Origin of the sequence: Primorskyibacter sp. S187A (genome assembly GCF_049800955.1) — a bacterium.
Lineage (GTDB): Bacteria > Pseudomonadota > Alphaproteobacteria > Rhodobacterales > Rhodobacteraceae > JAKVBH01.
Window position 1 is genome coordinate 1 of record NZ_JBNAGA010000001.1, and the last position, 21,608, is coordinate 21,608.

20 protein-coding genes are annotated in these 21,608 nt (G+C 58.8%); 14 read left to right on the forward strand and 6 right to left on the reverse strand.

Going from position 1 to position 21,608, the window contains the following annotated elements:
* Complete coding sequence (tuf, locus tag ACP15S_RS00005; protein ID WP_425037267.1) at positions 1-1,176, forward strand: elongation factor Tu; 1,176 nt, start codon at positions 1-3, stop codon at positions 1,174-1,176.
* A 363-nt stretch (positions 1,177-1,539) separates the two neighbouring features.
* Here the strand turns inward: tuf and ACP15S_RS00010 are convergent, their stop codons facing one another.
* The 4 genes from ACP15S_RS00010 to ACP15S_RS00025 all read right to left on the reverse strand — a co-directional run bounded on the left by ACP15S_RS00010 (position 1,540) and on the right by ACP15S_RS00025 (position 5,015).
* Positions 1,540-1,851, reverse strand: coding sequence for a hypothetical protein (locus ACP15S_RS00010; protein WP_425039691.1), 312 nt, complete (start codon positions 1,849-1,851; stop codon positions 1,540-1,542).
* Entirely contained in the window at positions 1,791-2,261 is a 471-nt protein-coding gene (locus ACP15S_RS00015; protein ID WP_425037269.1) for a deiodinase-like protein, read from the reverse strand. Before ACP15S_RS00015 ends, ACP15S_RS00010 begins: the two co-directional genes overlap by 61 nt.
* Positions 2,258-4,642, reverse strand: a complete 2,385-nt coding sequence (locus tag ACP15S_RS00020) for an efflux RND transporter permease subunit (RefSeq protein WP_425037271.1) — start codon at positions 4,640-4,642, stop codon at positions 2,258-2,260. The genes ACP15S_RS00015 and ACP15S_RS00020 overlap by 4 nt, the downstream gene beginning before the upstream one ends.
* A 103-nt stretch (positions 4,643-4,745) precedes the next feature.
* Positions 4,746-5,015: a hypothetical protein gene (locus tag ACP15S_RS00025; RefSeq protein ID WP_425037273.1), complete on the reverse strand. Its 270-nt coding sequence runs from the start codon at positions 5,013-5,015 to the stop codon at positions 4,746-4,748.
* A 192-nt stretch (positions 5,016-5,207) separates the two neighbouring features.
* On the opposite strand from ACP15S_RS00025, the gene ACP15S_RS00030 reads away from it, so the two are divergent.
* Positions 5,208-5,678, forward strand: coding sequence for a TetR/AcrR family transcriptional regulator (locus ACP15S_RS00030; RefSeq protein WP_425037275.1), 471 nt, complete (start codon positions 5,208-5,210; stop codon positions 5,676-5,678).
* Between the two features lie 389 nt (positions 5,679-6,067).
* On the opposite strand, the gene ACP15S_RS00035 is transcribed toward ACP15S_RS00030, so the two are convergent.
* Both ACP15S_RS00035 and ACP15S_RS00040 read right to left on the reverse strand, forming a co-directional pair.
* Positions 6,068-7,045, reverse strand: coding sequence for an HpcH/HpaI aldolase/citrate lyase family protein (locus ACP15S_RS00035; RefSeq protein WP_425037277.1), 978 nt, complete (start codon positions 7,043-7,045; stop codon positions 6,068-6,070).
* A 110-nt stretch (positions 7,046-7,155) separates the two neighbouring features.
* Positions 7,156-7,449: a hypothetical protein gene (locus ACP15S_RS00040; protein ID WP_425037279.1), complete on the reverse strand. Its 294-nt coding sequence runs from the start codon at positions 7,447-7,449 to the stop codon at positions 7,156-7,158.
* A gap of 246 nt (positions 7,450-7,695) precedes the next feature.
* Between ACP15S_RS00040 and ACP15S_RS00045 the strand changes: the two genes are divergently transcribed.
* The 12 genes from ACP15S_RS00045 to ACP15S_RS00100 all read left to right on the forward strand — a co-directional run bounded on the left by ACP15S_RS00045 (position 7,696) and on the right by ACP15S_RS00100 (position 21,573).
* Complete coding sequence (locus tag ACP15S_RS00045) at positions 7,696-8,940, forward strand: aminotransferase class V-fold PLP-dependent enzyme (protein WP_425037281.1); 1,245 nt, start codon at positions 7,696-7,698, stop codon at positions 8,938-8,940.
* 9 nt (positions 8,941-8,949) lie between these two features.
* Positions 8,950-10,140: a malate--CoA ligase subunit beta gene (locus tag ACP15S_RS00050; RefSeq protein WP_425037283.1), complete on the forward strand. Its 1,191-nt coding sequence runs from the start codon at positions 8,950-8,952 to the stop codon at positions 10,138-10,140.
* A gap of 2 nt (positions 10,141-10,142) precedes the next feature.
* A complete protein-coding gene (gene sucD / locus ACP15S_RS00055; protein ID WP_425037285.1) occupies positions 10,143-11,021 on the forward strand; it encodes a succinate--CoA ligase subunit alpha in 879 nt (292 codons plus the stop codon).
* Positions 11,022-11,031: 10 nt separating this feature from the next.
* Entirely contained in the window at positions 11,032-12,003 is a 972-nt protein-coding gene (locus ACP15S_RS00060; protein WP_425037287.1) for a 2-hydroxyacid dehydrogenase, read from the forward strand.
* The gene (locus ACP15S_RS00065; protein WP_425037289.1) at positions 12,003-14,642 is read left to right on the forward strand and encodes a phosphoenolpyruvate carboxylase; all 2,640 of its coding nucleotides are present in this window, start codon (positions 12,003-12,005) and stop codon (positions 14,640-14,642) included. The genes ACP15S_RS00060 and ACP15S_RS00065 overlap by 1 nt, the downstream gene beginning before the upstream one ends.
* 18 nt (positions 14,643-14,660) lie before the next feature.
* Positions 14,661-15,947 (forward strand): serine hydroxymethyltransferase, encoded by a 1,287-nt coding sequence (gene glyA, locus ACP15S_RS00070; RefSeq protein ID WP_425037290.1) that lies wholly within the window; start codon positions 14,661-14,663, stop codon positions 15,945-15,947.
* A gap of 1,134 nt (positions 15,948-17,081) precedes the next feature.
* Positions 17,082-17,396 carry a 30S ribosomal protein S10 gene (gene rpsJ, locus ACP15S_RS00075; protein ID WP_425037292.1) on the forward strand — a complete coding sequence of 105 codons (315 nt, stop codon included), beginning with the start codon at positions 17,082-17,084 and terminating at the stop codon, positions 17,394-17,396.
* Between the two features lie 13 nt (positions 17,397-17,409).
* Positions 17,410-18,144: a 50S ribosomal protein L3 gene (rplC, locus tag ACP15S_RS00080; RefSeq protein ID WP_425037294.1), complete on the forward strand. Its 735-nt coding sequence runs from the start codon at positions 17,410-17,412 to the stop codon at positions 18,142-18,144.
* Positions 18,141-18,758, forward strand: coding sequence for a 50S ribosomal protein L4 (gene rplD, locus ACP15S_RS00085; RefSeq protein WP_425037295.1), 618 nt, complete (start codon positions 18,141-18,143; stop codon positions 18,756-18,758). Before rplC ends, rplD begins: the two co-directional genes overlap by 4 nt.
* Positions 18,755-19,051, forward strand: a complete 297-nt coding sequence (locus ACP15S_RS00090) for a 50S ribosomal protein L23 (RefSeq protein WP_425037297.1) — start codon at positions 18,755-18,757, stop codon at positions 19,049-19,051. The genes rplD and ACP15S_RS00090 overlap by 4 nt, the downstream gene beginning before the upstream one ends.
* A 232-nt stretch (positions 19,052-19,283) precedes the next feature.
* The gene (locus ACP15S_RS00095) at positions 19,284-20,276 is read left to right on the forward strand and encodes a radical SAM protein (protein ID WP_425037299.1); all 993 of its coding nucleotides are present in this window, start codon (positions 19,284-19,286) and stop codon (positions 20,274-20,276) included.
* Positions 20,277-20,373: 97 nt separating this feature from the next.
* Complete coding sequence (locus ACP15S_RS00100; RefSeq protein WP_425037301.1) at positions 20,374-21,573, forward strand: MFS transporter; 1,200 nt, start codon at positions 20,374-20,376, stop codon at positions 21,571-21,573.
* The last annotated feature ends 35 nt before the right edge of the window (positions 21,574-21,608 follow it).

Here is a 21,608-nt window from a genome sequence, read left to right on the forward strand (position 1 = left end):
ATGGCAAAGGAAAAGTTTGAGCGTTCCAAACCGCACTGCAACATCGGGACGATTGGGCACGTTGACCACGGGAAGACGACGCTGACGGCTGCGATCACGAAGTATTTCGGTGATTTCAAGGCGTATGACCAGATTGACGGCGCGCCGGAGGAGAAGGCCCGCGGGATCACGATCTCGACGGCGCACGTGGAGTACGAGACCGAGGCGCGTCACTACGCCCACGTCGACTGCCCCGGCCACGCCGACTACGTCAAGAACATGATCACCGGTGCGGCGCAGATGGACGGCGCGATCCTGGTTGTGAACGCGGCCGACGGCCCGATGCCCCAGACGCGTGAGCACATCCTGCTCGGCCGTCAGGTTGGTATTCCCGCCATGGTTGTCTTCATGAACAAGGTGGACCAGGTCGACGACGAAGAGCTCCTGGAGCTCGTCGAGATGGAAATCCGTGAGCTGCTCTCCGAGTACGACTTCCCCGGCGACGACATTCCCGTCATCGCGGGCTCCGCTCTGGCGGCGATGGAAGGCAACAACCCGGAAATCGGCGAAGAGAAGATCAAAGAGCTGATGGCGGCCGTGGATGAGTACATCCCGCAGCCCCCGCGCGCTGTTGATGAGCCCTTCCTGATGCCGATCGAAGACGTGTTCTCGATCTCTGGTCGCGGTACGGTTGTGACCGGTCGTGTCGAGCGCGGCGTGATCAATGTTGGCGATGAGATTGAAATCGTTGGTATTCGTGACACATCCAAGACGACCTGCACGGGCGTTGAGATGTTCCGCAAGCTGCTGGATCGCGGCGAAGCGGGCGACAACATCGGCGCGCTGCTGCGCGGTGTGGACCGTGAAGGCGTCGAGCGCGGGCAGGTTCTCTGCAAGCCGGGTTCGGTCAAGCCGCACACGAAGTTCGAGGCGGAAGCCTACATCCTGACGAAGGATGAAGGCGGTCGTCACACGCCGTTCTTCGCGAACTACCGCCCGCAGTTCTACTTCCGTACGACGGACGTGACGGGGACGGTTGTTCTGCCTGAGGGCACCGAGATGGTGATGCCGGGCGACAACCTGAAGTTCAACGTTGAGTTGATCGCGCCGATCGCGATGGAAGAGAAGCTCCGCTTCGCCATCCGCGAAGGCGGCCGCACAGTCGGTTCGGGTGTTGTCTCGAAGATTATTGAGTAACACCGTGGCTTGGGCGTCAGCCCAAACACGGAGGGTGGGCGGCAAGGGCTTTTCGAAGAAAAGCGCCTGAGAGCCCACACACTCGACATTCTGGGAAAACCAAAAAAGGCCGCCCCACCCGGGCGGCCTTTTCACGTATGAAACAACACCTTTGTTTGGCACGCGGCTGGCAGTGGCTTCTGGGAAAAATCGCCCAAGACCGCAGCCCCGCCCCACCCGGGAGCAACCAAAACAAAACGCGCCCTGTCCGGACGCGCTTTTACTTTCAGCGAGATGCAAACCCACAAGACAGCCCCTCCCGGCGCGGCACTTCGCTCCCTTTGTCTATCGCCGCGCGGTGTCAGCTCTCGGCGTAAACAGTGGTTATTTCCACTCAGGCTTTTGGCAGGGCGCGACATTGCCTCGCTTCAAGAAAGTCCGGATGTTGTTCTTGATGAGCACATTCCAGATTAACCGTGACAGACCGTGAACAAAGTCCTTGCCAGGCCCATGTCCGGCGCGTTTTGCGGTGCTCATCACGACCCACGGCGTGGCCGGTTTGAAATAGCTTTTCATCTTGGCAGGTTTGCCAGCAAGGATGGTTTGCAGCGCTTTGCGCGTCGTTGTGGCATTGTTCAACGGCGCTTTGAACTGGACGATGCCGTCGCAGTCGATGATGTAGATGGCGTTGGGCATGCTGCCGTAGGCGAGATGGGCGGCCTCTCGACGCCGTCAACCAACACCGTCCGTGGGTCGTTCAACTCAGTCTTGAGAAGCGCCGCACAGCTGCGTTTGTCTTCCAGCGTCTTGTGGGCCGGGATATCGGCCCCGGAATGGGCTTCGCGCACGTAGAGGATGGCATGCGCGCAATTGGGGAAGTTTTGCGCATTCCTTTCCATGCTGTCTTGTCGGGTCAGGAAAAGCGGGCAGGTCATGCTGCCCAGTTTCAGCACAAGACGCTCCCCTTCGAAATCCAGCAAACGCCGCGCCTGACCATCATGGGGTTCCAGATCGAAATCCGGCGCCCTGTCACCCACCTCCGGCCCGTCAGCGCTGGCGAGGTTGTACTTGTCGAGGGAGAAGGCGTCATAATTGTAGCCTGTCATGCGCTTGCCTCGCTGCGGTGGTTTGTGGCACGGGTCTGCGCCGAGCGCCGGAAGAACAGGCGATAAGCGGGCGGCACGAAAAAGAGCGTGAGTGGTGAGGCCAAGAGCAAGCCGCCAACCATGAGCGTCGCCATGGGTTCAAAGAGGGCCCCGCCGCCGAGGGCCACGGGCACCAGTCCCAGCACCGTCGTGAGCGACGTGAGCATCACCGGCGTCACACGTTTTTTGGCGGCGATGACAATGGCCTCGTCGAAATCGTGGCTTTCGCGTTCGATGTCGATCTGATCGATGAGCACAATCGCGTTGTTGATGATGATGCCCATCAGGGACAGCAGGCCGAGGATTGCGAAGAACGACAGGGGCTGCCCCACAAGTGCGAACGCAAGGGGCGCGCCTGCAACGATCAGGGGGATTGTCATGGAGGTCAGCGTCACGCGGCGGGCGGAATTGAACTGGAAGGTCAGCGCGACCAGCATCACGATCAGGGCAAAGGGCACGCCAGCCGAAAGCTTGCCCATAATCTTCGCGCCCTGTTCACTCTCCCCACCGATGACGATCCGGTAGTCCGGGCCCAGGTCCAGCGCGGCCAGCGTCGGGGCCAGAATGGTCTCGACCTGTGCGGCGCCGAGGGTCTCGCTCCTGCCGGAAATCGTGATCATGCGTTCCTGATGTTCACGCCGGATCTGGGCGTATTCGAGGGTTGGCCTGAAGTTCGCCACCTGATTGAGAGAGATCGGGCCAGCGCTGGTGGGCACCGAGAGGTTCGCGAGGTCTTCCAGACTGTCGCGGAAGCTGCCCTCGGCACGCGCCTCGATGGGGATGCCCCAGGGCAGGAGCGCGCGGGTGATGCCGCCATAACGCCGGACAATCCAGTTTTCCTTTGTGGTCTCCTGCTTGGTCGGCTTCACAAGGCGGGCGGCCAAAAAGGGCAAAACGTACTGCGCGACCAGCCAGGATCCCGTGAGCATTGCCGCAACAACCGCCCCCATGGCATAAGCGAACTGCCCCTCTGTCCCATCAAGGATCAGCATTGGAATGAACGCTGCAATGGTGGTCAGAGAGGCAACCGCGAGTGGTAGGAAAAACTGCCCGCAAGAGGCAATGGCCGCGTCATGGGGGGGCATCCCCCGGTTCACCTTGGTTTGAATGTCTTCGATCACTACCAATCCGTTTTCCACCAAGAGCCCGAGGGAGATGATGACGGCGGCCGCCGAGACCTGTTGAATGTCGTTCCCGAGATTGATCATTACGAGCAGCGCGAACATCACCGTGAAGGTCACGATGCTGGCAATGATGAGCGTAGGCCGCATCCCGAGAAACACCAGCATCACACCCAGCACCATGAAGAAGGTTTGGCCGACATTGGACAGAGCGCTGTTGATGGCGACGGTGACGTTGGTTTCCTGAAAGGTGGAGATGTTGAAAGAGATCCCGATGGGTTGCTGGCTTTCCAATTCGGTGATGCGTTTTTTCAGCACGCGGCCAAGCTGCTGGATATCCTTGTCATTGGCCATCTCGACGCTGATCATCAGCGCCGGTTGACCATTGAAGAAGACAGGCTTTTCGGGCGGATCAACGAAACCGCGCCGCACCGACAGGATGTCTTTCAGACGCACAAAGCCGCTGAGACCGGGCACCTTGGTCAGAACATCCTCGATCTCTTCAATCGTTCGGAGATCCCCGTTGGCCTCCAGCGTGATGTTGGTGCCGTCGGAGTTTAGCTCGCCTGCTGGCCGGATGACGTTTTGCGCCTGAAGATCGCCCAGAACCCGTTCGAGCTGCACGCCAATCGCGGCGAGGCGGCGGGTGTCGATCTCCAGCCAGATACGCTCTTCCTGCTCTCCGTAAATTGACACCTTGGTGGTGCCGTCGACCGTATAGAGCCCATTGCGCAGGGCGTCTGCGGCATCGAAAATCTCGGCATAGGTGAACCGCTCCCCCATGACGGCAATGGTCGCAATGCCCACGTCTCCAAAATCCGTGTTCACCGATGGCCCGAGCGTGCCTTGAGGCAGGTCACTGGCGCTGTCACCCATCTTGTTACGAATGTCCTGGAACATCCGCACGAGCTGCTCCTCGGGGACGGCATCGTAGATATGCAGTTTGAGAACCGCGACCCCGGTCAGGATGTGCGTTTCAATGTCTTCAACTTCACCGATCTCGCGCGCCGCACGCTCCAGGGGCACGGCGATCAGGTCCTCGACCCGCTCCGGCGCCATCCCCGGGAACTGGGCCGAAACGATCGCTGTCCGAACCTTGATGGCCGGGTTTTCCCGCTTGGGGATGCCGAGATAGGTCAAGGAGCCCATCAACAGCAGGCCGATCATGACGAGGATCGTGAGGCGGGACTTTTCCAGTCCGAAGCGCGTCAGAAGCTCCATCTCTATTGGCCATCGCTGAGGAGATTGACTTGCATGCCATCGCGCAGGAACGACACTCCGGCGGAGGCAATGCGATCCCCGACGTCTAATCCATCAACCAAGATCACAGCGTTTTCACGCACACCCGCGATGCTCGCTTCACGCGCTGACCAACCTCCAGCGGGACGGCATTGAGTTTGCCCGCCACTTCGAAAGACAGCGTGTTGAGCGACGTTCGCTCAAGAACAGCGGGAAACCTTCGGACGGTCGTGCGCTCGATGTCTGCTATCAGATGCGTTTTCAAGCCACGGACGGGGGGATCGACTGCTTGGTCCTCTTCCTGACACCCCGCAAGAGCCGCAACCAATGCCAAGGTGGGAAAGGTCCGCATCATGTCTCATCCCTTCCTGAAGCGCAGCATGTGCCGGGCCTCGTGTGCAGCCCATGGCCATGAAGCAGAATGACCGATTGGTCTATAACTGACCAATTAGTCAATATTTGACCTCTCGGTCATTCAGGGCCAAGTCGTTTGAAATGCTCAGGATGAACACAGTCATTGACGCTCTTTCGGAAAAGGACCTGTCTCTTGGGCCGCTCTGACACGGACACCAAACCTCTTTCGCGGTCCCAGCGTCGGCGGCGCGATGATATCGTGCAGGCGGCTGTGAAGATTTTTGATCGTGACGGGTTTGAGGCAGCCAAGATGGAGGATATTGCGCGCGAGGCCGAGGTCGCGAAGGGCACGCTCTATCTCTATTTTGACACGAAGAATGACCTGCTCGAAGCCGTCATATTCATGGCGATCATGCCCACGCTGCAACAGATGGGTCAGGCGGCCGCAGAAAGTACGGGGACCGCGCGCGAACTACTATCGCAACAGATGCTCATCGCAGCCAAACGCATGGCGTCGCAACTGGCTAGTTTCGTCCGGAAATCGCGCACATTGATCCGCTCGTCCTCGTCGGGGCCCATGTCTACACAGCCGTTTGGCGCATTCTGTTCGACGATTTGCAAGAGCTCGATATCGAGACGCTGGTCGAGGACCATCTGGAATTGATGCTCCACGGGCTTCTGACGAGACCTCACGAGCGATGAAGATTGCGCAGGTCCCGCTTGAGGAAGGCAAACGCAGCACTGGGAGATAAAACCATGTGCTTGCGATGCAAAACTTGTCGCAAGCCTGAGTGTATAGCGTGCGAACCTCCGCCATGAGACGGAGAACGTCAGGGGTTTGTCCGATCCCTGATCTTGAGCGGATCACCGGGCTGTTTTTGCAGACGCGGCAAAGCAATGCTGATGGCCGAGGTGGTTCTGGTGCGCTGGGTTGCCGCAAAGGCGCGGGAGGCGTCGATGCAGTTTTGACTGGAACGCGAGCGGTCCCGTCTCAAGCGCGGCGCGGGCCCCTCCGAAAGCGGACCCGCGCCAGGTTTTGGAGATCGCCAGGTCTCATCCGGCCGCGATTTGCTTGGCCTTCATCACCAGGTTTTCAGCTTGGCGAATAGAGGCGTAATCAATCAATCGCCCGTCCAGCGATACCGCGCCCTTTCCTGCGGCTTCGGCTTCTGCCATGGCTTCGAGGATCCGGTTCGCCTTTGTGACTTCTGCTTCAGACGGGCTCATCACTTCGTTGGCCAGGGCGATTTGGCTGGGGTGGATGGCCCACTTTCCCTCGCAACCCAGCACAGCCGCGCGGTACGCCGCGGCCTTATACCCCTCAGGATCGGAAAAATCGCCAAATGGCCCGTCGATTGGGCGCAGGCCATTTGCGCGCGCAGCGACAACCATGTTTGCTATCGCGGAGTGCCACATATCGCCCCAATGCACCGCGCGTGTGCCGTCTTCTGCGGGGTCAGTCAAAACCGAGTAGTTTTCATTCACGCCACCGATAACAGTCGTACGCGCGCGCATACTTGCGGCGTAATCTGCGACTCCGAAATGCAGGCTTTCGTTTCGCTTGGATGCGGCGGCGATTTCGTTGACGTTTTGCATGCCCAAAGCCGTCTCGATGATGTGCTCGAAACCGATACGTTTGGAGTAGCCTTTTGCGTCCTCAATCTGGGTCACCATCATGTCCACGGCATAGACGTCTGCGGCGGTGCCGACCTTGGGGATCATGATCAAGTCGAGGCGCTCCCCGGCTTGCTCAACCACGTCCACAACATCGCGATACATGTAATGTGTGTCCAACCCGTTGATGCGAATCGACATCGATTTGTTGCCCCAATCGATTTCGTTCAGGCCCTTGATGATGTTCTTGCGCGCCTGTTCTTTTTCGTCGGGGGCAACTGCGTCCTCAAGATCAAGGAAGATCACGTCAACATCAGATTGCGCAGCCTTTTCAAACATTTGAGGCTGACTGCCGGGGACGGCCAATTCTGATCTGTTCAGGCGTGCGGTGGCTTGGTCGATGGGTTGGAAACTCATTTTCGATCATCCTTGAGGTTGCATAACGAAGGTGGGGGCTACACAGGAAGGAAAAATATTTTCCTGTCAAGAATATCTTTTTCCGAGATCTGATCCTTGGATCTCAGGGGTCATCCGTCTTGTGCGCGCTGATCCGGGCCAGAAGCAAGATCACCAAAGCCCGGGATTGGCTGTTCACCGAGAGCTTCCCGCAAAGAGGGCGAGCAACCCGTGGACCGATCCGTTTTGCGCCGCGAATTCAATTGCCCTGTGGCTAGCGTCTGGCAGGCTTCGTGGACTGGTCGGTTGCCAGAGGTCAAAACGCGCGCAGTGCTTGGCTCGTCATACAAGACGTTGACCCGCGCCCGGTTCTCAGGGTTGGGCAGGTTCCAGTTGGGGCCTTCGATCAGAGTCTGACCGTGCATCTTCCTGTTTGGGGCATCCTGAGCCGACGACGCAATTGCCAATCTCTTGAAACTACGGGTCTTTAATCAAAATACTACCCATATGAATGGGGCAATTAATGGTATACCGTGGTATTTCTACCAGCATGGGTGGGATTTTACCCGTAAAAATAGATACCCAAAAGCAGGAGTAACCTACGTTGTAGTGCTGGGCGATCACTTGTTTCATAGCAGGAAGAAAATTTTCCTGATGAGATAGGGCCTGCTATGACAAACGCTCCCTCATTCCCGCAGCTTGTAATTCCTGACACCCTCGCCGCAGGCCCCGGTCCAGGCAATACGGATGCCCGCGTTCTGGCTGCTTTCGCGGGGGCAGGTGTCGCAGACCACATGCAGCCGGACGTCTTGCGCGGCATGATTGAGTGCAAACATATGCTGCGCAGCTTCATGGGCACCGGCAACGTCCACACCTTCGGGGTTGCCGGAACTGGATGGAGCGGGCTTGATTGCATGATGTCCGCCGTCATGCCCGGTGATACGGTCGTGGCCTTCGCCAATGGCACCTTCTCCGGCATCGACGCGTTGACCTTGCGGATGAAGGCCGCGACCCGGGAGGAGCTGGCCGCAGACAGCCTGAACCCGCAGCCCGCCAGTGTCACAGTCATCGAAGTGCCGCATGGCCAATCGGTCACCGGGGAGATTGTTGAGGCGGCGCTTGCAGAACACAAGCCCAAGTGGGCCTTTATGGCGCATTGGGAAACTGGCTCCGGTTGGATCAATGATATCAAAGGTTTCTCTGATGCCTGCGTGAAACATGATGCGATGGGCCTCGTCGACGCCGTGTCCTCCCTCGGCGTCGAGGATTTCTCGATTGATGACTTCCCCGGTGTTGTTGGCTGGGCGTCTTGCCCGCAGAAGGGGTTGCTGTGTCTGCCGCTGACCTACGCACCGGTAAGTTTTTCGGATCGCTACATCGAGACATTGAAAGCAAACGGCGCCTACACTTACGCCAATCACCCGATCATGGAAGCCCGTCATTGGGGAATCGTAGATGGGCAGGATGTCGAAAAGGGTGTCTATCACCGGACCCATTCCGCCTATGCGGTCAGCGCCTTTCACGAGGCTCTGCGCATCAATCTGGCGGATGGCCTGACCCAACGCGCGCAGGATTATGTGTTTCATGAAAAGGCGTTGCGGGATGCGGTCACGACGATGGGCTGCGAAGTGACTTCAAACATGACCAGCCTTGTCGTTCTGAATTTGCCGCCTGCATTTGCCGGTCGCGAAATGGAGTTGGTGCAGAACTGCCGGGCGTCCGGGTTCGGGATTTGGCCAACGCTGTCAGCTCCGGTTCAAGTCCGCATCGGGATCCTGAATTTGCTGACGCAAGCAGCGATCACAGAGATCGTGACCAAGTTCGCAGAGGCGATGAACGATCTGGGGGCCGAGGTCGATATCAATGCGATCACGGCGCAGCTTGAAACGCACTATCACTCCCGCATTGCGGCATAGGAGGCGACAATGGACATCCACGAGTACCAAGCCAAAGAAGTTCTGAGCAATTTTGGCGTCGAAATTCCGTCCGGTGCCTTGGCGTATAGCCCCGAGCAAGCAGCATATCGCGCACGTGAAATGGGCGGTGAGAAGTGGATCGTCAAAGCGCAGGTTCATGCCGGTGGCCGGGGCAAAGCGGGCGGTGTGAAGCTTTGTGACACGGATCAGGAGATCCAGGCCGCCTGCGAAGACATGTTTGGCAAGAGACTGGTCACGCATCAGACGGGCCCGGAAGGCAAGGGGATTTACCGCGTCTATGTCGAGGCGGCTGTGCCTATCGACCGTGAAATCTATCTGGGTTTTGTTCTGGATCGCACGTCGCAGCGCGTCATGATCGTCGCTTCTGCCGAAGGTGGTATGGAAATCGAAGACATCGCGGAGAGCAAACCGGACAGTATCGTGCGATCCACCGTTGAACCGGCCGTTGGTCTACAGAACTTTCAGGCCCGCGAGATTGCTTTCAAGCTGGGTATCGAACCGGCCCTGACGCAGGCCATGGTGCGCACATTGCAGGGGTGCTACCGCGCGTTCCGCGATCTCGATGCGACCATGGTTGAAATCAACCCATTGGTCGTGACCGGCGACAACCGGATATTGGCGCTGGATGCCAAGATGACCTTTGATGACAATGCCTTGTTTCGCCATCCTCAAATCAGCGAATTGCGCGACAAGAGCCAGGAAGACCCGCGCGAGAGCCGCGCGGCGGATCGTGGCCTTTCTTATGTTGGACTGGACGGCAATATCGGCTGTATCGTGAACGGTGCGGGTCTGGCCATGGCGACCATGGACACGATCAAACTGGCGGGCGGAGAGCCAGCCAACTTTCTCGATATTGGCGGTGGTGCCACGCCAGAACGTGTGGCCAAGGCGTTTCGGCTCGTGATGTCGGACAAGAACGTGCAGGCGGTTCTGGTCAACATCTTTGCCGGGATCAACCGCTGTGACTGGGTCGCTGAAGGGGTCGTGCAGGCGCTCAAGGAAGTGCAGGTCGATGTGCCTGTGATCGTGCGTCTTGCGGGCACAAATGTCGACGAGGGCCAGAAAATTCTGGCCAAGAGCGGCCTGCCGATCATTCGCGCGTCATCTCTCATGGAAGCGGCCGAAAGATCTGTCGCCGCTTGGAAAAGCGACATCTCACCCAACAGGAAGGCAGTGTAGCCATGAGTATTTACCTCAATCGCGAGACGCGCGTCATCGTTCAGGGCATCACGGGCCGGATGGCGCAATTCCACACCAAGGACATGCTCGAATATGGCACCAATGTCGTCGGCGGTGTCGTTCCCGGCAAGGGCGGTGAAACGGTGCATGGCGTTCCGGTTTTTGACACCGTGAAAGAGGCCGTTGAAGCCACACAAGCCGAGGCAAGCCTCGTGTTTGTCCCGCCGCCCTTTGCCGCAGACAGCATTATGGAGGCCGCAGATGCCGGTATCCGGTATTGTGTCTGCATCACGGACGGCATTCCCGCGCAGGACATGATCCAGGTGAAGCGCTATATGCTGCGCTATCCCAAGGAGCGCCGTATGGTGCTGACGGGGCCGAATTGCGCTGGGACCATTTCGCCCGGCAAAGCGATGTTGGGGATCATGCCGGGGCACATTTTTCTGCCCGGCAATGTTGGTATCGTCGGGCGGTCTGGCACACTTGGCTATGAGGCGGCCGCGCAATTGAAAGAACGCGGCATTGGTGTGTCGACCAGCGTCGGGATCGGGGGCGACCCCATCAATGGATCATCCTTCCGTGATATCCTTGAGCAGTTCGAGAATGACGAAGACACGCATGTCATCGCCATGATCGGCGAAATCGGCGGCCCGCAGGAAGCCGAAGCCGCGGCCTACATTCAAGAGCATGTGACCAAACCCGTTGTCGCTTATGTCGCTGGTCTGACAGCGCCCAAGGGCCGCACCATGGGACATGCCGGCGCAATCATTTCTGCCTTTGGCGAAAGCGCGTCCGAGAAGGTTGAAATCCTGTCTGCTGCGGGTGTGACGGTCGCGGAAAACCCGGCTGTCATCGGTGAAACGATCGCAAGCGTGATGTGAGAAGATGACCATGGCAAAGCCCAAAGTCCTTGTGACCCGCCGCTGGCCTGCTGCCGTCGAAGCGCAATTGGCCGAGAAGTTTGACGTTGTCTTGTCAAACAACGATGTCGCGTTGCGACCTTGTGAGTTTCGGGAGGCCTTCAAGGATTTTGATGCCGTTTTGCCGACGGTCACTGACAAGATCGGTCCGGACGCTCTCGAGCTGACGAACCCGCGAACCAAGTTGCTGGCCAACTATGGCGTGGGGTTCACGCATATCGACCTGCCCCGCGCCAATTCCCACGGGATGGTCGTTACCAACACGCCGGATGTGCTGTCTGAATGCACGGCCGATCTTGCCATGACATTGATGCTCATGGCGGCCCGGCGGGCTGGCGAAGGCGAGCGCGAAATCCGCGCCGGGCGCTGGACCGGCTGGCGCCCTACGCATCTTGTGGGCACCAAGGTTTCCGGCAAGACACTGGGCATCGTGGGCTTTGGCCGTATCGGGCAGGAAGTGGCCCGCCGCGCGCACCATGGCTTTGGCATGGACATCATCGTGCATAACCGCAGCCGCGTGGCTCCTGACATTCTGGCGCGGTTCAATGCAAAACAAGCCGATGATCTTGATGCTCTGCTGCCGCAGTGTGACTTTGTCTCCCTGCACTGCCCCGGCGGCGCAGAAAACCGACACCTGATCAATGCCCGGCGGCTTGATCTGATGCGTCCCGGTGCTTTCTTGATCAATACCGCGCGCGGCGAAGTGATTAATGAGTGCGACCTCGTGCAGGCGCTGACGTTTGACACCATTGGCGGTGCTGCCCTCGACGTCTTTGACGGGGAGCCCAACATAGCGCAACCGCTCCTGGACAGTGATCGGCTTGTCATGCTGCCCCATTTGGGAAGTGCTACGGCCGAAGCCCGTGAGGACATGGGATTTCGCGTCATGAACAACCTGGAGGCGTTCTTTAACGGTGAAACGCCTCCTGATCGTGTCAACTGATGCGCACGGCAAGAGCATTTTCGGGAGAACAGGACGGCCAGGATTACGCCAGATCACTCAGGGATCTGCTTTGGGATTTGCTGGTTCAGACGGTGATGCACCGCGCTCCTGATGTTGCGGCATTTCTGGTCGCGCCTCACGATATCGGCGCGCTCAAGGAAAGCCAGACAGGCGATTTCCTGCAAGCGACAAACATTTGGTTCCAGCTCAAGAAAATCGCCGAGGAGAATACGGCGGTGCGGGAGCGCCGAAAGATAGAAACGGTGGATGGGGCAGAATGCGTGGACGGAAGTTTTGCGCAAGTCATGACCAGGATTGCGCAAGAGGCGCCCGATCAATTCGAAAGCGCGGTCGCTGCGCTATCCGTTGGCCCGACCCTGACTGCACATCCCACTGAGGCCAAGCGCGTTACGATCCTTGAAATTCACCGCCGGATTTACCGCCACCTCGTGGCGCTGGAAACACAACGCTGGACCCCGCGGGAACGCAGCGCGAGGGTTGAGGATCTGCGCGGCGAAATCGATCTTTTGTGGCTGACCGGTGAGCTGCGCCTTGAGCGTCCCAGCTTGTCGGATGAGATAGAATGGGGATTGCAGTTTTTTCGGGACAGCCTGTTTGACGCAACGCCCCAGCTGTTTGATCAATTCTTGATCGGGCTGGAACGGACATTCCCCAAGCATTCGCATGCTTTGCGCCCCTGTTTGAAATTCCACTCGTGGATCGGCGGGGATCGTGACGGCAACCCAAATGTCACTGTTGCGGCGACCGAGTTCGCGATGGCACGTGGGCGTGACGTGGCGATCAGCAAACATATCGAAGGCCTCACCCACGCCGCCCGCCACATCAGCATCAGCCGCGATATAGCAGACGTGCCGCAGGCCCATGTCCAATCGCTTGATGCGATCACGGCGCGTGCCAGCGCGTATGATACGATCGTCGAGCGCAATCCTGGTGAGGTGTTCCGCCAGGCCATCAGCGCGATCATTGAACGGCTTTCAGGTCGGCCGAAATACGCACATGTCGATGAATTGGTGTCGGATCTTTCGGCAATTGAGAGCAGTCTGATTGCGATCGGTGCGCAGCATCTCGGCGACAAATACATTCGTCCTGTGCGATGGCGGGTCGAGGTCTTTGGATTTCGCACCACGTCCTTGGACATTCGGCAAAATTCAACGGTTACGACAGAGGTTCTGGCCGAGATTTGGGGCTCGGATGCCACCTATGGCAGCACGGCGTGGTCGCAGAAGCTGCGCCGTGATCTCGCAGCCGATGTTTTGCCGGACATAGACTTGGGAGTGCTGAGCGCGCAGGCGCAAGAGCTGCTTGGCTTGCTGAAAACAATCGTTGAGGCGCGGGAAGGGGACGATCCCAACGCAGTCGGCTCCTTCATTTTGTCCATGACGCGGTCCACCGATGATCTGCTCGCGGTTTATGTTTTGGCGAGATACGCAGGCGCTGTGGGTGAAACACTTGATCTGCCAATCGTTCCCTTGTTCGAGACGATTGATGACCTGCGAAATGCGCCCCGCATCCTGACCGACTTGATCGATGTGCCAACCGCGCGACGCAGTCTGAAACGGCAGGGCGCGCGGGTCGAAATCATGCTGGGATATTCGGACAGCAACAAAGACGGCGGCTTCATCTGCTCAACCTGGGAATTGGAGCAGGCCCAACGCAGGATCACGCAAACTCTGGGTAATCTGGGCTTCGTGCCCGCCTTTTTCCATGGTCGCGGCGGGTCGGTCAGTCGCGGGGGGGCGCCAACCGGGCGCGCGATTGCAGCCCAGCCAGCGGGCACATTAAATGGTGCGATGCGAACGACGGAGCAGGGCGAGGTTGTGTCCGCGAAATACGCCAATCGCGGAACCGCCCTTCAGGAGCTTGAGCAGTTGGCATCCTCAGCCCTGCTCCATACCGCACTGTCGCCCAAGGCCCCTCGAAGCAATCCAGAACATGATGATGCGCTGCAAGCCTTGTCCGGCATGTCGCAGGCCGCCTACAGCGCATTGCTGAACACACCGGGGTTTGTGCAGTACTTCCAAGAGGCCAGCCCGGTTGAAGAACTTGCGATGCTCAAGATCGGGTCACGACCTGCGCGTCGGTTCGGTGCGTCCAGTTTGGCCGACCTGCGGGCGATCCCTTGGGTTTTTGCCTGGTCGCAAAACCGCCATCTGCTGACGGGCTGGTATGGTTTTGGCGCAGCTTGTTCCTCTTTCACGAAGGTGCGTGGCGATCTGGGCTGGGCGATGCTGCGAGACATGTTTGCGACCTCCGCATTGTTCCAGCTGATGGTCGATGAAGTCGAAAAGAGCTTGTTTCAGGCGGATATGCAGATCGCGGCGCAATATGCGAAGCTTTCAACAGATCCCGTGACCAGCTCAGTGATTTTCGAAATGGTTCAATCCGAGTACGCCACCTCGGCATCGGCCATTCGCAAAATAACGGGAAAATCTGTCTTGGCATCCCGCTTTCCGAACCTGACACACCGGTTTGAGGAAAACAGTGCCCACCTTGGCACCATCCACGCCATCCAGATCAGCCAATTGCGCGCGCTGCGCAGTGGCGAAGGATCGACTGACACCAGCCTATTGCTTCAATCCATGAACTGCATCTCGGCAGGGCTTGGTTGGACAGGCTAACCGAAACGAGGACAAAACATGACAAACCTGACTGCGTTTTTCACCGAAGACCTTGCCACCCGAGATCCTCAGGTTGCCGCTGCGATCTCCTCCGAACTTGGCCGTCAGCGCAAAGAAATCGAATTGATCGCATCCGAAAACATCGTCAGCGCAGCTGTGATGGAAGCCCAGGGCAGCGTGATGACCAACAAATACGCCGAAGGCTACCCAGGGCGCCGATATTATGGCGGCTGTCAACACGTCGATGTGGCCGAAAACCTTGCTATAAAGCGTGCTACAGAGCTCTTTGGGTGTAACTATGCCAACGTGCAGCCCAACTCGGGAAGCCAGGCCAATCAGGGCGTGTTTCAGGCGCTGTTGCAGCCCGGCGATACGATCCTCGGCATGTCCCTGGATGCGGGTGGCCACCTGACCCATGGCGCCAAGCCGAACCAGTCGGGCAAATGGTTCAACGCCGTGCAATATGGAGTGCGTCAGCAGGACAACCTCTTGGACTACGCTCAGGTGCAGGAGCTTGCGACGGAACATCGGCCCCAACTGATTATCGCAGGCGGGTCTGCCATCCCGCGCCAGATTGATTTCAAGCGCATGCGAGAGATTGCGGATTCTGTCGGCGCATACCTGCACGTGGACATGGCCCATTTTGCGGGCCTCGTGGCCGCCGGAGAGCATCCGTCCCCGTTCCCGCACGCCCATGTCGCAACCACGACGACCCACAAAACCCTGCGCGGCCCGCGCGGCGGCATGATCCTGACCAATGACGAGGCGCTTGCCAAGAAGTTCAACTCCGCGATCTTCCCGGGCCTTCAGGGCGGACCTTTGATGCACGTGATTGCGGCGAAGGCTGTCGCGTTTGGCGAAGCATTGCGCCCTGAGTTCAAAGCCTACCAAAAGCAGGTGCGCGCCAATGCCGTAGCGCTGGCTGATCAGCTGATGAAGGGCGGATTGGACATCGTAACAGGTGGCACAGACACGCATGTCATGCTTGTCGATCTGCGCCCCAAAGGCGTAACCGGCAACATCACCGATGCGGCGCTCGGACGCGCCAATATCACGACCAACAAGAACGGCATTCCCTTCGATCCTGAAAAACCGACGGTGACCTCCGGCATTCGCCTTGGCACACCAGCGGGCACGACCCGTGGTTTTCTCGAGGCCGAGTTCCGCCAGATCGGCGATTGGATTGTTGAAGTTGTGGACGGCCTTGCGGCCAATGGCCCGGAGGGCAATGCTGCGGTCGAGGCGAAAGTCAAAGCCGAGGTCGAGGCCTTCTGCGATGCGTTCCCGATGTATCCCAAACTCTGAGTGACATCCATCGAGGCCTCCGGGGCCGGCCAGAGACATGAGCGCGAGGGTCCGTTCTTTTCAGTGTCTGACCCCGGCACCCCTGGGTCCAAATATGCAAGCGTCGCCGTTGCCTCAACGGCAGGCATGGGTCAGGGGTCTACAAAGCATACGGATTGAGAGTTGAACTCCGTGTCCTGGCCGGGAGCCACCGGTCCAGACGTGTGTGACGGTGATACGAAGGAAGGTGCAACGCAGAACAGTGCAAAGGCTGCCGATGAGGGCGATGCAGGAAAGATGGCGTATCGTTCGCTGGGGAGTGGCGCGGATTGTGGCGCTCTTGCAGATATTCAGTTGCTCAGAGCGCGCGCAGCAAGGCGGTCGGGCCCATAGCAAAGGCACAGAGCAGGCTTGAGCAATCCTCCGGGTGGTTCTGTTGGACGATTGCATGGACCTCGGCACCACCGCCTCGGTCGGGTATGGTAGGGCCAACCCGTCTATGCAGTGATCAATGCCCACCAGCCGCCCCCTCGCGATAACTCTTTGCGCGGCAGTCGGGTTCTGCGCTGCGTTCTATTACGAAGCGACTGTCAATTCGGGCCATGGTTCCTTGAGCCCGTACTATCTGGGTGTTTGCACTGCGCTTGGCGGCGCCTTTTGGGCCTGGCTCATATATCCGGCAATGGGTCGCAGTATTGTGATGGAGATCGTGATCATTGTTGCGGCGTTCCCCGTAGAGGGTGCCTTTGGAGGCTTGCTGGCAGCTTGGGGATTACCATTTGGCGCGCTGGGCGGCATGATAGTGGCGGTTTGGCTTCTTGTATTGATCTGTGGCCGATTTGGGGTCCTCTACACATTGGCGGCCGTCCTTGCGTTTTGGTTGCCAAGGCGCAGCGAGGCAGCCTTGAGCTAGAACTTTGGGATGAACTGGTAAGTGCGATCTGACAAAACCCGAGACCATCCGAGGTTCAGGGCTGTCACGTCAATACTTCGGCCAAAAACCCCCTTGCCACACCTCCCGACTCCCCCTATACGCCACCCATCCAACAGGGTGCGCCACGGCGTGCCCTTTTCCGTTGGACCATGAGACGCGACGAGGGCATTGGATGAGCCAGGTCCTCCTCTCCGTTAGAACCCCTGAGAATGGGGCATATAATGCAAAGCCAAAACATCCGTATCCGGCTGAAGGCGTTTGACTATCGTGTGCTGGATGCGTCCACACAAGAGATCGTCAACACCGCCAAACGTACCGGTGCCGGGGTTCGCGGGCCGATCCCGCTTCCCAACAAGATCGAGAAATTCACCGTTCTGCGTGGCCCCCACGTGAACAAGAAATCCCGTGATCAGTTCGAGATCCGCACGCACAAGCGTCTGCTCGACATCATTGATCCGACGCCCCAGACCGTGGACGCGCTCATGAAGCTCGACCTCGCCGCTGGTGTGGACGTCGAGATCAAGCTGCAATCATAAGGAGCACGAACACATGCGCTCTGGTATCATTGCAAAGAAAGTGGGCATGACCCGCCTCTTCATGGAAGATGGCCGTCAGGTTCCCGTCACCGTGCTGCAGCTCGAAGACCTTCAGGTCGTCTCGCAGCGCACCTCCGACGCCCATGGCTACACCGCCGTGCAACTCGGCGCTGGCACACCCAAGACAAAGCGCGTCTCCAAGGCGATGCGCGGCCATTTCGCAGCCAACAACGTGGCGCCCAAGCGGAAAGTGGCTGAGTTCCGGGTGTCCGAGGACAACCTCATCGAAGTGGGCGCAGAACTGTCTGCCGAGCATTTCGTCGAGGGTCAAAAAGTGGACGTCTCCGGCACGTCGATTGGTAAAGGCTTTGCCGGCGCCATGAAACGTCACAACTTCGGCGGTCTGCGCGCCTCGCACGGTGTTTCGATTTCGCACCGTTCGCACGGCTCGACAGGTCAGTGTCAGGATCCCGGCAAGGTTTTCAAAGGTAAGAAAATGGCCGGTCACATGGGTGCTGCCCGCGTGACGACACAGAACCTCGAAGTGGTCAAAACCGACGCCGATCGTGGTCTCATCATGATCAAAGGGGCCGTTCCTGGCGCCAAAGGCGGCTGGGTCACTGTCAAAGACGCTGTGAAGAAAGCTCTGCCTGAGAACGTGCCGTTCCCGGCCGGTCTGAAAGCTGCAGCATCCGCGGCCACTGAAGCTCCCGCAGAAGAAGCTCCTGCGGAAGGGGGTGAAGCATGAAAATCGATGTGATCAAACTCGACGGCGGCAAAGCCGGATCCCTCGATCTGGATGAAGCGCTCTTTGGCCTTGAGCCGCGCGCGGACATCCTGCACCGTGTGGTCCGTTGGCAGCGCAACAATGCGCAGGCCGGCACGCACAAGGTCAAGACGCGCTCCGAGACGTCTTACTCGACCAAGAAGATCTATCGCCAGAAGGGCACCGGTGGCGCACGCCACGGGGACCGCAACGCGCCGATCTTCCGCAAGGGTGGTATCTACAAAGGCCCCACGCCGCGCTCCCATGGGCATGACCTGCCCAAGAAAGTGCGCAAGCTGGGTCTGATGCATGCCCTGTCCGCCAAAGCGAAAGCAGGCGAACTGGTTGTGATCGACGAGGCGGCGGCCGCGGGTAAAACCAACGAGCTGGCCAAGAAGGTCAAGGACCTCGGCTGGAAACGCGCCCTGATCATCGATGGCTCAGAAGTGAACGCGGAATTCGCGCAAGCTGCGGCCAATATCGAAGGTCTCGACGTGCTGCCATCCATGGGCGCAAACGTTTATGACATCCTCAAGCGTGACACACTTGTGCTCACCAAAGCGGGTGTCGAAGCATTGGAGGCTCGCCTGAAATGAGCGCAGAACCCAAACACTACGATGTGATCCGCAAGCCGGTCATCACCGAGAAAACCACAATGGCTTCCGAGAACGGTGCGGTTGTGTTCGAAGTGGCGATTGACAGCAACAAACCCCAGATCAAGGAGGCCGTCGAGGCGCTCTTTGGTGTGAAGGTCAAAGCTGTGAATACGACGATCACCAAAGGCAAAACCAAGCGTTTTCGCGGCACAGCCGGTAAGCGCAAGGACGTCAAGAAAGCCTATGTGATGCTCGAAGAAGGCAACACAATCGACGTATCGACCGGTCTCTGACCGCCTCGAGATGCAGTAACAATTGCAAGCCCCGGTCTCTCGTTGAGACCGGGGCTTCTTTTTGGCAACACTTACGGTCATTCCGTCCTATTGGCCCACAGGCGCGCCCAGTCGCAGTCAATATCTGCGCCAAATGGACCTGAAAGTCGGGTCACGTTCGTTATGTGTTGTCAGGCGGCCAACGCCTCCGCTAGCGTCCTCAAAGATTTATTCCAAATGGATTTTTTAGCCGATGCGATTTACCGCGCACCAGATCAAGATCAAGCTACGAGAGGCCATCTGGTGTTCGTTCTGGGTTAAGTTCCGGGCAATCGTGATGGCGCGCCCCGGGCGGTTTGGCGCGATTGTACGTGGCTTTCACCGTTACGAGACATGGCGGCTGTCCAAGCGCGTCACCGCTCTGTTGGGGCGACGTTGGCGGCGCTCGACCAAGTTTCTCGAAATAGACCTGACGTATCGCTGCAATATGCGTTGCAACGATTGCAATCGCTCCGTCACGCAGGCCCCGGAGAACACCCAGCTCGATCACGCAGATATTCAACGGCACATTCAGGATTGGATTGCCCGGAGCTACCGATGGGATCGTATCCGACTGCTGGGTGGCGAGCCGACGTTGCATCCCGATTTCCTGCGTATCGTGGAGGATTTGAAAGTCTACCGGAGAGAACATGCGCCCAAGCTGATCATCGAGGTCATCAGCAACGGCTTCGGAGAGCGGGTCAATAAAACCCTAGACCAGCTGACCCCGGACATCAGGATCGTGAACACGGCCAAGACCAGCAACACACAACCCGTCCACCAGACCTTCAACCGCGCGCCTTGCGACTTTCCCGAACATCAGAACAGCGATTTCTCAAACGGCTGCTTCGTGACCGAGCTCAGCGGCATGGGGCTGACACCCAGCGGGTATTACCATTGCGCCGTCGCCGGGGGGATTGACCGGATTTTTGATTTGAAACTTGGCCGCGATGCAGTGCCCGAAATAAGCGATGACATGCGCGAGGACATGCAGGCCTTGTGCCGCTTTTGCGGGCATTTCACGGCGCAGATGCAAGAAGTCCCAGCGGAAGAGCGTTTGAGCCCCAGCTGGAAAGACGCCTACGCAAATTGGCGCACGCGTCGCGGCATGCGGCTGCGTGGGGCCGAAGAAGAAGGTGTACCTCTCACAGGCAATCCTAAACCGGACCGTGCCGGCACACAGAGCAATCGGATTGATTCGGGGTAAGGCGCATTGACGTCGCTCGAAAGCCGCTATCTGAGCTAAAGGCGCCACGGTGAGATGTTTTCGGTGCGCCTGTGATCTCCGTATTCAGGACAGCCCGATGATCTCCGCACAGCAGAAGCCCCTTTTGGCGAACTTGCCGTTTCTTGGACTTCTTGCGGCCAACACCATTTTAGGCGCGGCTTTGCCGTTGCTCATTATCCTCGGTGGTCTTGCCGGGCTTGCGCTTGCGCCGAGCCCGGCGTTGGCAACCCTGCCGCCTTCGATCCAGATCTTTGCTGGTTTTGTGGTCACAGGGCCGTTTTCGCTTCTCATGGGCCGACAAGGGCGGCGTTTCGGGTTTGTCGTGGGCGCGGTCACGGCGATGATTGGCGGGGCTTTGGGGGTTCTGGCGCTCTTTTGGTCGAGCTTCGCGCTGCTTTGTCTTGCTCATGCGTTCACGGGCGCGGCCCTGGCCTGCTACCTCTATTTTCGGTTCGCGGCGGCAGAGGTCGTGGCGCCGCAGTGGCAACCGGTTGCCATCTCACTGATGCTGACATCGGGTCTGATCGCGGCGCTGATTGGCCCGGAGATCTTCATCCGAACCAAGGACAGCTTTGCGCAGGTGCCATTGGCGGGGGCCTATGCCTCTATTGTGGTGCTGTCGCTGGTGGGTGTGCTGCCGCTTGCGTTCGTCAAATTGCCGCCGCCCGCCTCAGCCGGGGGCAGGGCAGGCCTTGACCGCGGCGCGCTGGTCTTGGTGCTGCGCAGCCGCCCGGTCTTTGCCGCGATTGTTATCGGCGCTGTTTCTCAGGGGATCATGGTGTTGCTCATGGCGCCGACACCGCTGGCCATGACAGCGCATGGTCACTCTGATGTGCTGGCGAGTGATGTGGTGCGCTGGCATGTGGTGGCGATGTTTGCGCCGTCCTTTGTCACAGGTTTCCTGATCAAGCGGTTTGGCACGGTGCCCATCGTTGCCACGGGCCTCATCTTCCTGATTTGCGCGGCGGCTGTGGCCGCGAGCGGGCTGTCGCTGCATCACTTTTACGCGGCCTTGATCGTCTTGGGCATCGGGTGGAACTTCAGCTTCATCGGCGCCACCGACCTGCTGGCGCGGGCTGTCGCCGCAGAAGATCGCGCGGTCGTGCAAGGGCTGAACGACACGGCTGTGGCGCTGGCCTCGACGATCTGCGTCTTTGGCTCCGGCGCGATTGTGACGGGCCTCGGCTGGTCCATCCTGTCGCTCTCGGCTGTGCCGATATTGACCGTCGCCTTGGTCTGGGTCATCGCGATAGGACGGCAACTCGCGGAGGCCTGAAAAGCGAGTGTTCCGCAAGGCCTGTCCGAGCGAAG

What these genes read in the sequence shown, in the direction of transcription:
- tuf (WP_425037267.1), top strand. Translation starts at nt 1, where the DNA reads ATGGCAAAGGAAAAGTTTGAGCGTTCCAAACCGCACTGCAACATCGGG.
- ACP15S_RS00010 (WP_425039691.1), bottom strand. Translation starts at nt 1,851, where the DNA reads ATGCCCAACGCCATCTACATCATCGACTGCGACGGCATCGTCCAGTTC.
- ACP15S_RS00015 (WP_425037269.1), bottom strand. Translation starts at nt 2,261, where the DNA reads ATGACAGGCTACAATTATGACGCCTTCTCCCTCGACAAGTACAACCTC.
- ACP15S_RS00020 (WP_425037271.1), bottom strand. Translation starts at nt 4,642, where the DNA reads ATGGAGCTTCTGACGCGCTTCGGACTGGAAAAGTCCCGCCTCACGATC.
- ACP15S_RS00025 (WP_425037273.1), bottom strand. Translation starts at nt 5,015, where the DNA reads ATGATGCGGACCTTTCCCACCTTGGCATTGGTTGCGGCTCTTGCGGGG.
- ACP15S_RS00035 (WP_425037277.1), bottom strand. Translation starts at nt 7,045, where the DNA reads ATGAGTTTCCAACCCATCGACCAAGCCACCGCACGCCTGAACAGATCA.
- ACP15S_RS00040 (WP_425037279.1), bottom strand. Translation starts at nt 7,449, where the DNA reads ATGCACGGTCAGACTCTGATCGAAGGCCCCAACTGGAACCTGCCCAAC.
- ACP15S_RS00045 (WP_425037281.1), top strand. Translation starts at nt 7,696, where the DNA reads ATGACAAACGCTCCCTCATTCCCGCAGCTTGTAATTCCTGACACCCTC.
- ACP15S_RS00050 (WP_425037283.1), top strand. Translation starts at nt 8,950, where the DNA reads ATGGACATCCACGAGTACCAAGCCAAAGAAGTTCTGAGCAATTTTGGC.
- sucD (WP_425037285.1), top strand. Translation starts at nt 10,143, where the DNA reads ATGAGTATTTACCTCAATCGCGAGACGCGCGTCATCGTTCAGGGCATC.
- ACP15S_RS00060 (WP_425037287.1), top strand. Translation starts at nt 11,032, where the DNA reads ATGGCAAAGCCCAAAGTCCTTGTGACCCGCCGCTGGCCTGCTGCCGTC.
- ACP15S_RS00065 (WP_425037289.1), top strand. Translation starts at nt 12,003, where the DNA reads ATGCGCACGGCAAGAGCATTTTCGGGAGAACAGGACGGCCAGGATTAC.
- glyA (WP_425037290.1), top strand. Translation starts at nt 14,661, where the DNA reads ATGACAAACCTGACTGCGTTTTTCACCGAAGACCTTGCCACCCGAGAT.
- rpsJ (WP_425037292.1), top strand. Translation starts at nt 17,082, where the DNA reads ATGCAAAGCCAAAACATCCGTATCCGGCTGAAGGCGTTTGACTATCGT.
- rplC (WP_425037294.1), top strand. Translation starts at nt 17,410, where the DNA reads ATGCGCTCTGGTATCATTGCAAAGAAAGTGGGCATGACCCGCCTCTTC.
- rplD (WP_425037295.1), top strand. Translation starts at nt 18,141, where the DNA reads ATGAAAATCGATGTGATCAAACTCGACGGCGGCAAAGCCGGATCCCTC.
- ACP15S_RS00090 (WP_425037297.1), top strand. Translation starts at nt 18,755, where the DNA reads ATGAGCGCAGAACCCAAACACTACGATGTGATCCGCAAGCCGGTCATC.
- ACP15S_RS00095 (WP_425037299.1), top strand. Translation starts at nt 19,284, where the DNA reads ATGCGATTTACCGCGCACCAGATCAAGATCAAGCTACGAGAGGCCATC.
- ACP15S_RS00100 (WP_425037301.1), top strand. Translation starts at nt 20,374, where the DNA reads ATGATCTCCGCACAGCAGAAGCCCCTTTTGGCGAACTTGCCGTTTCTT.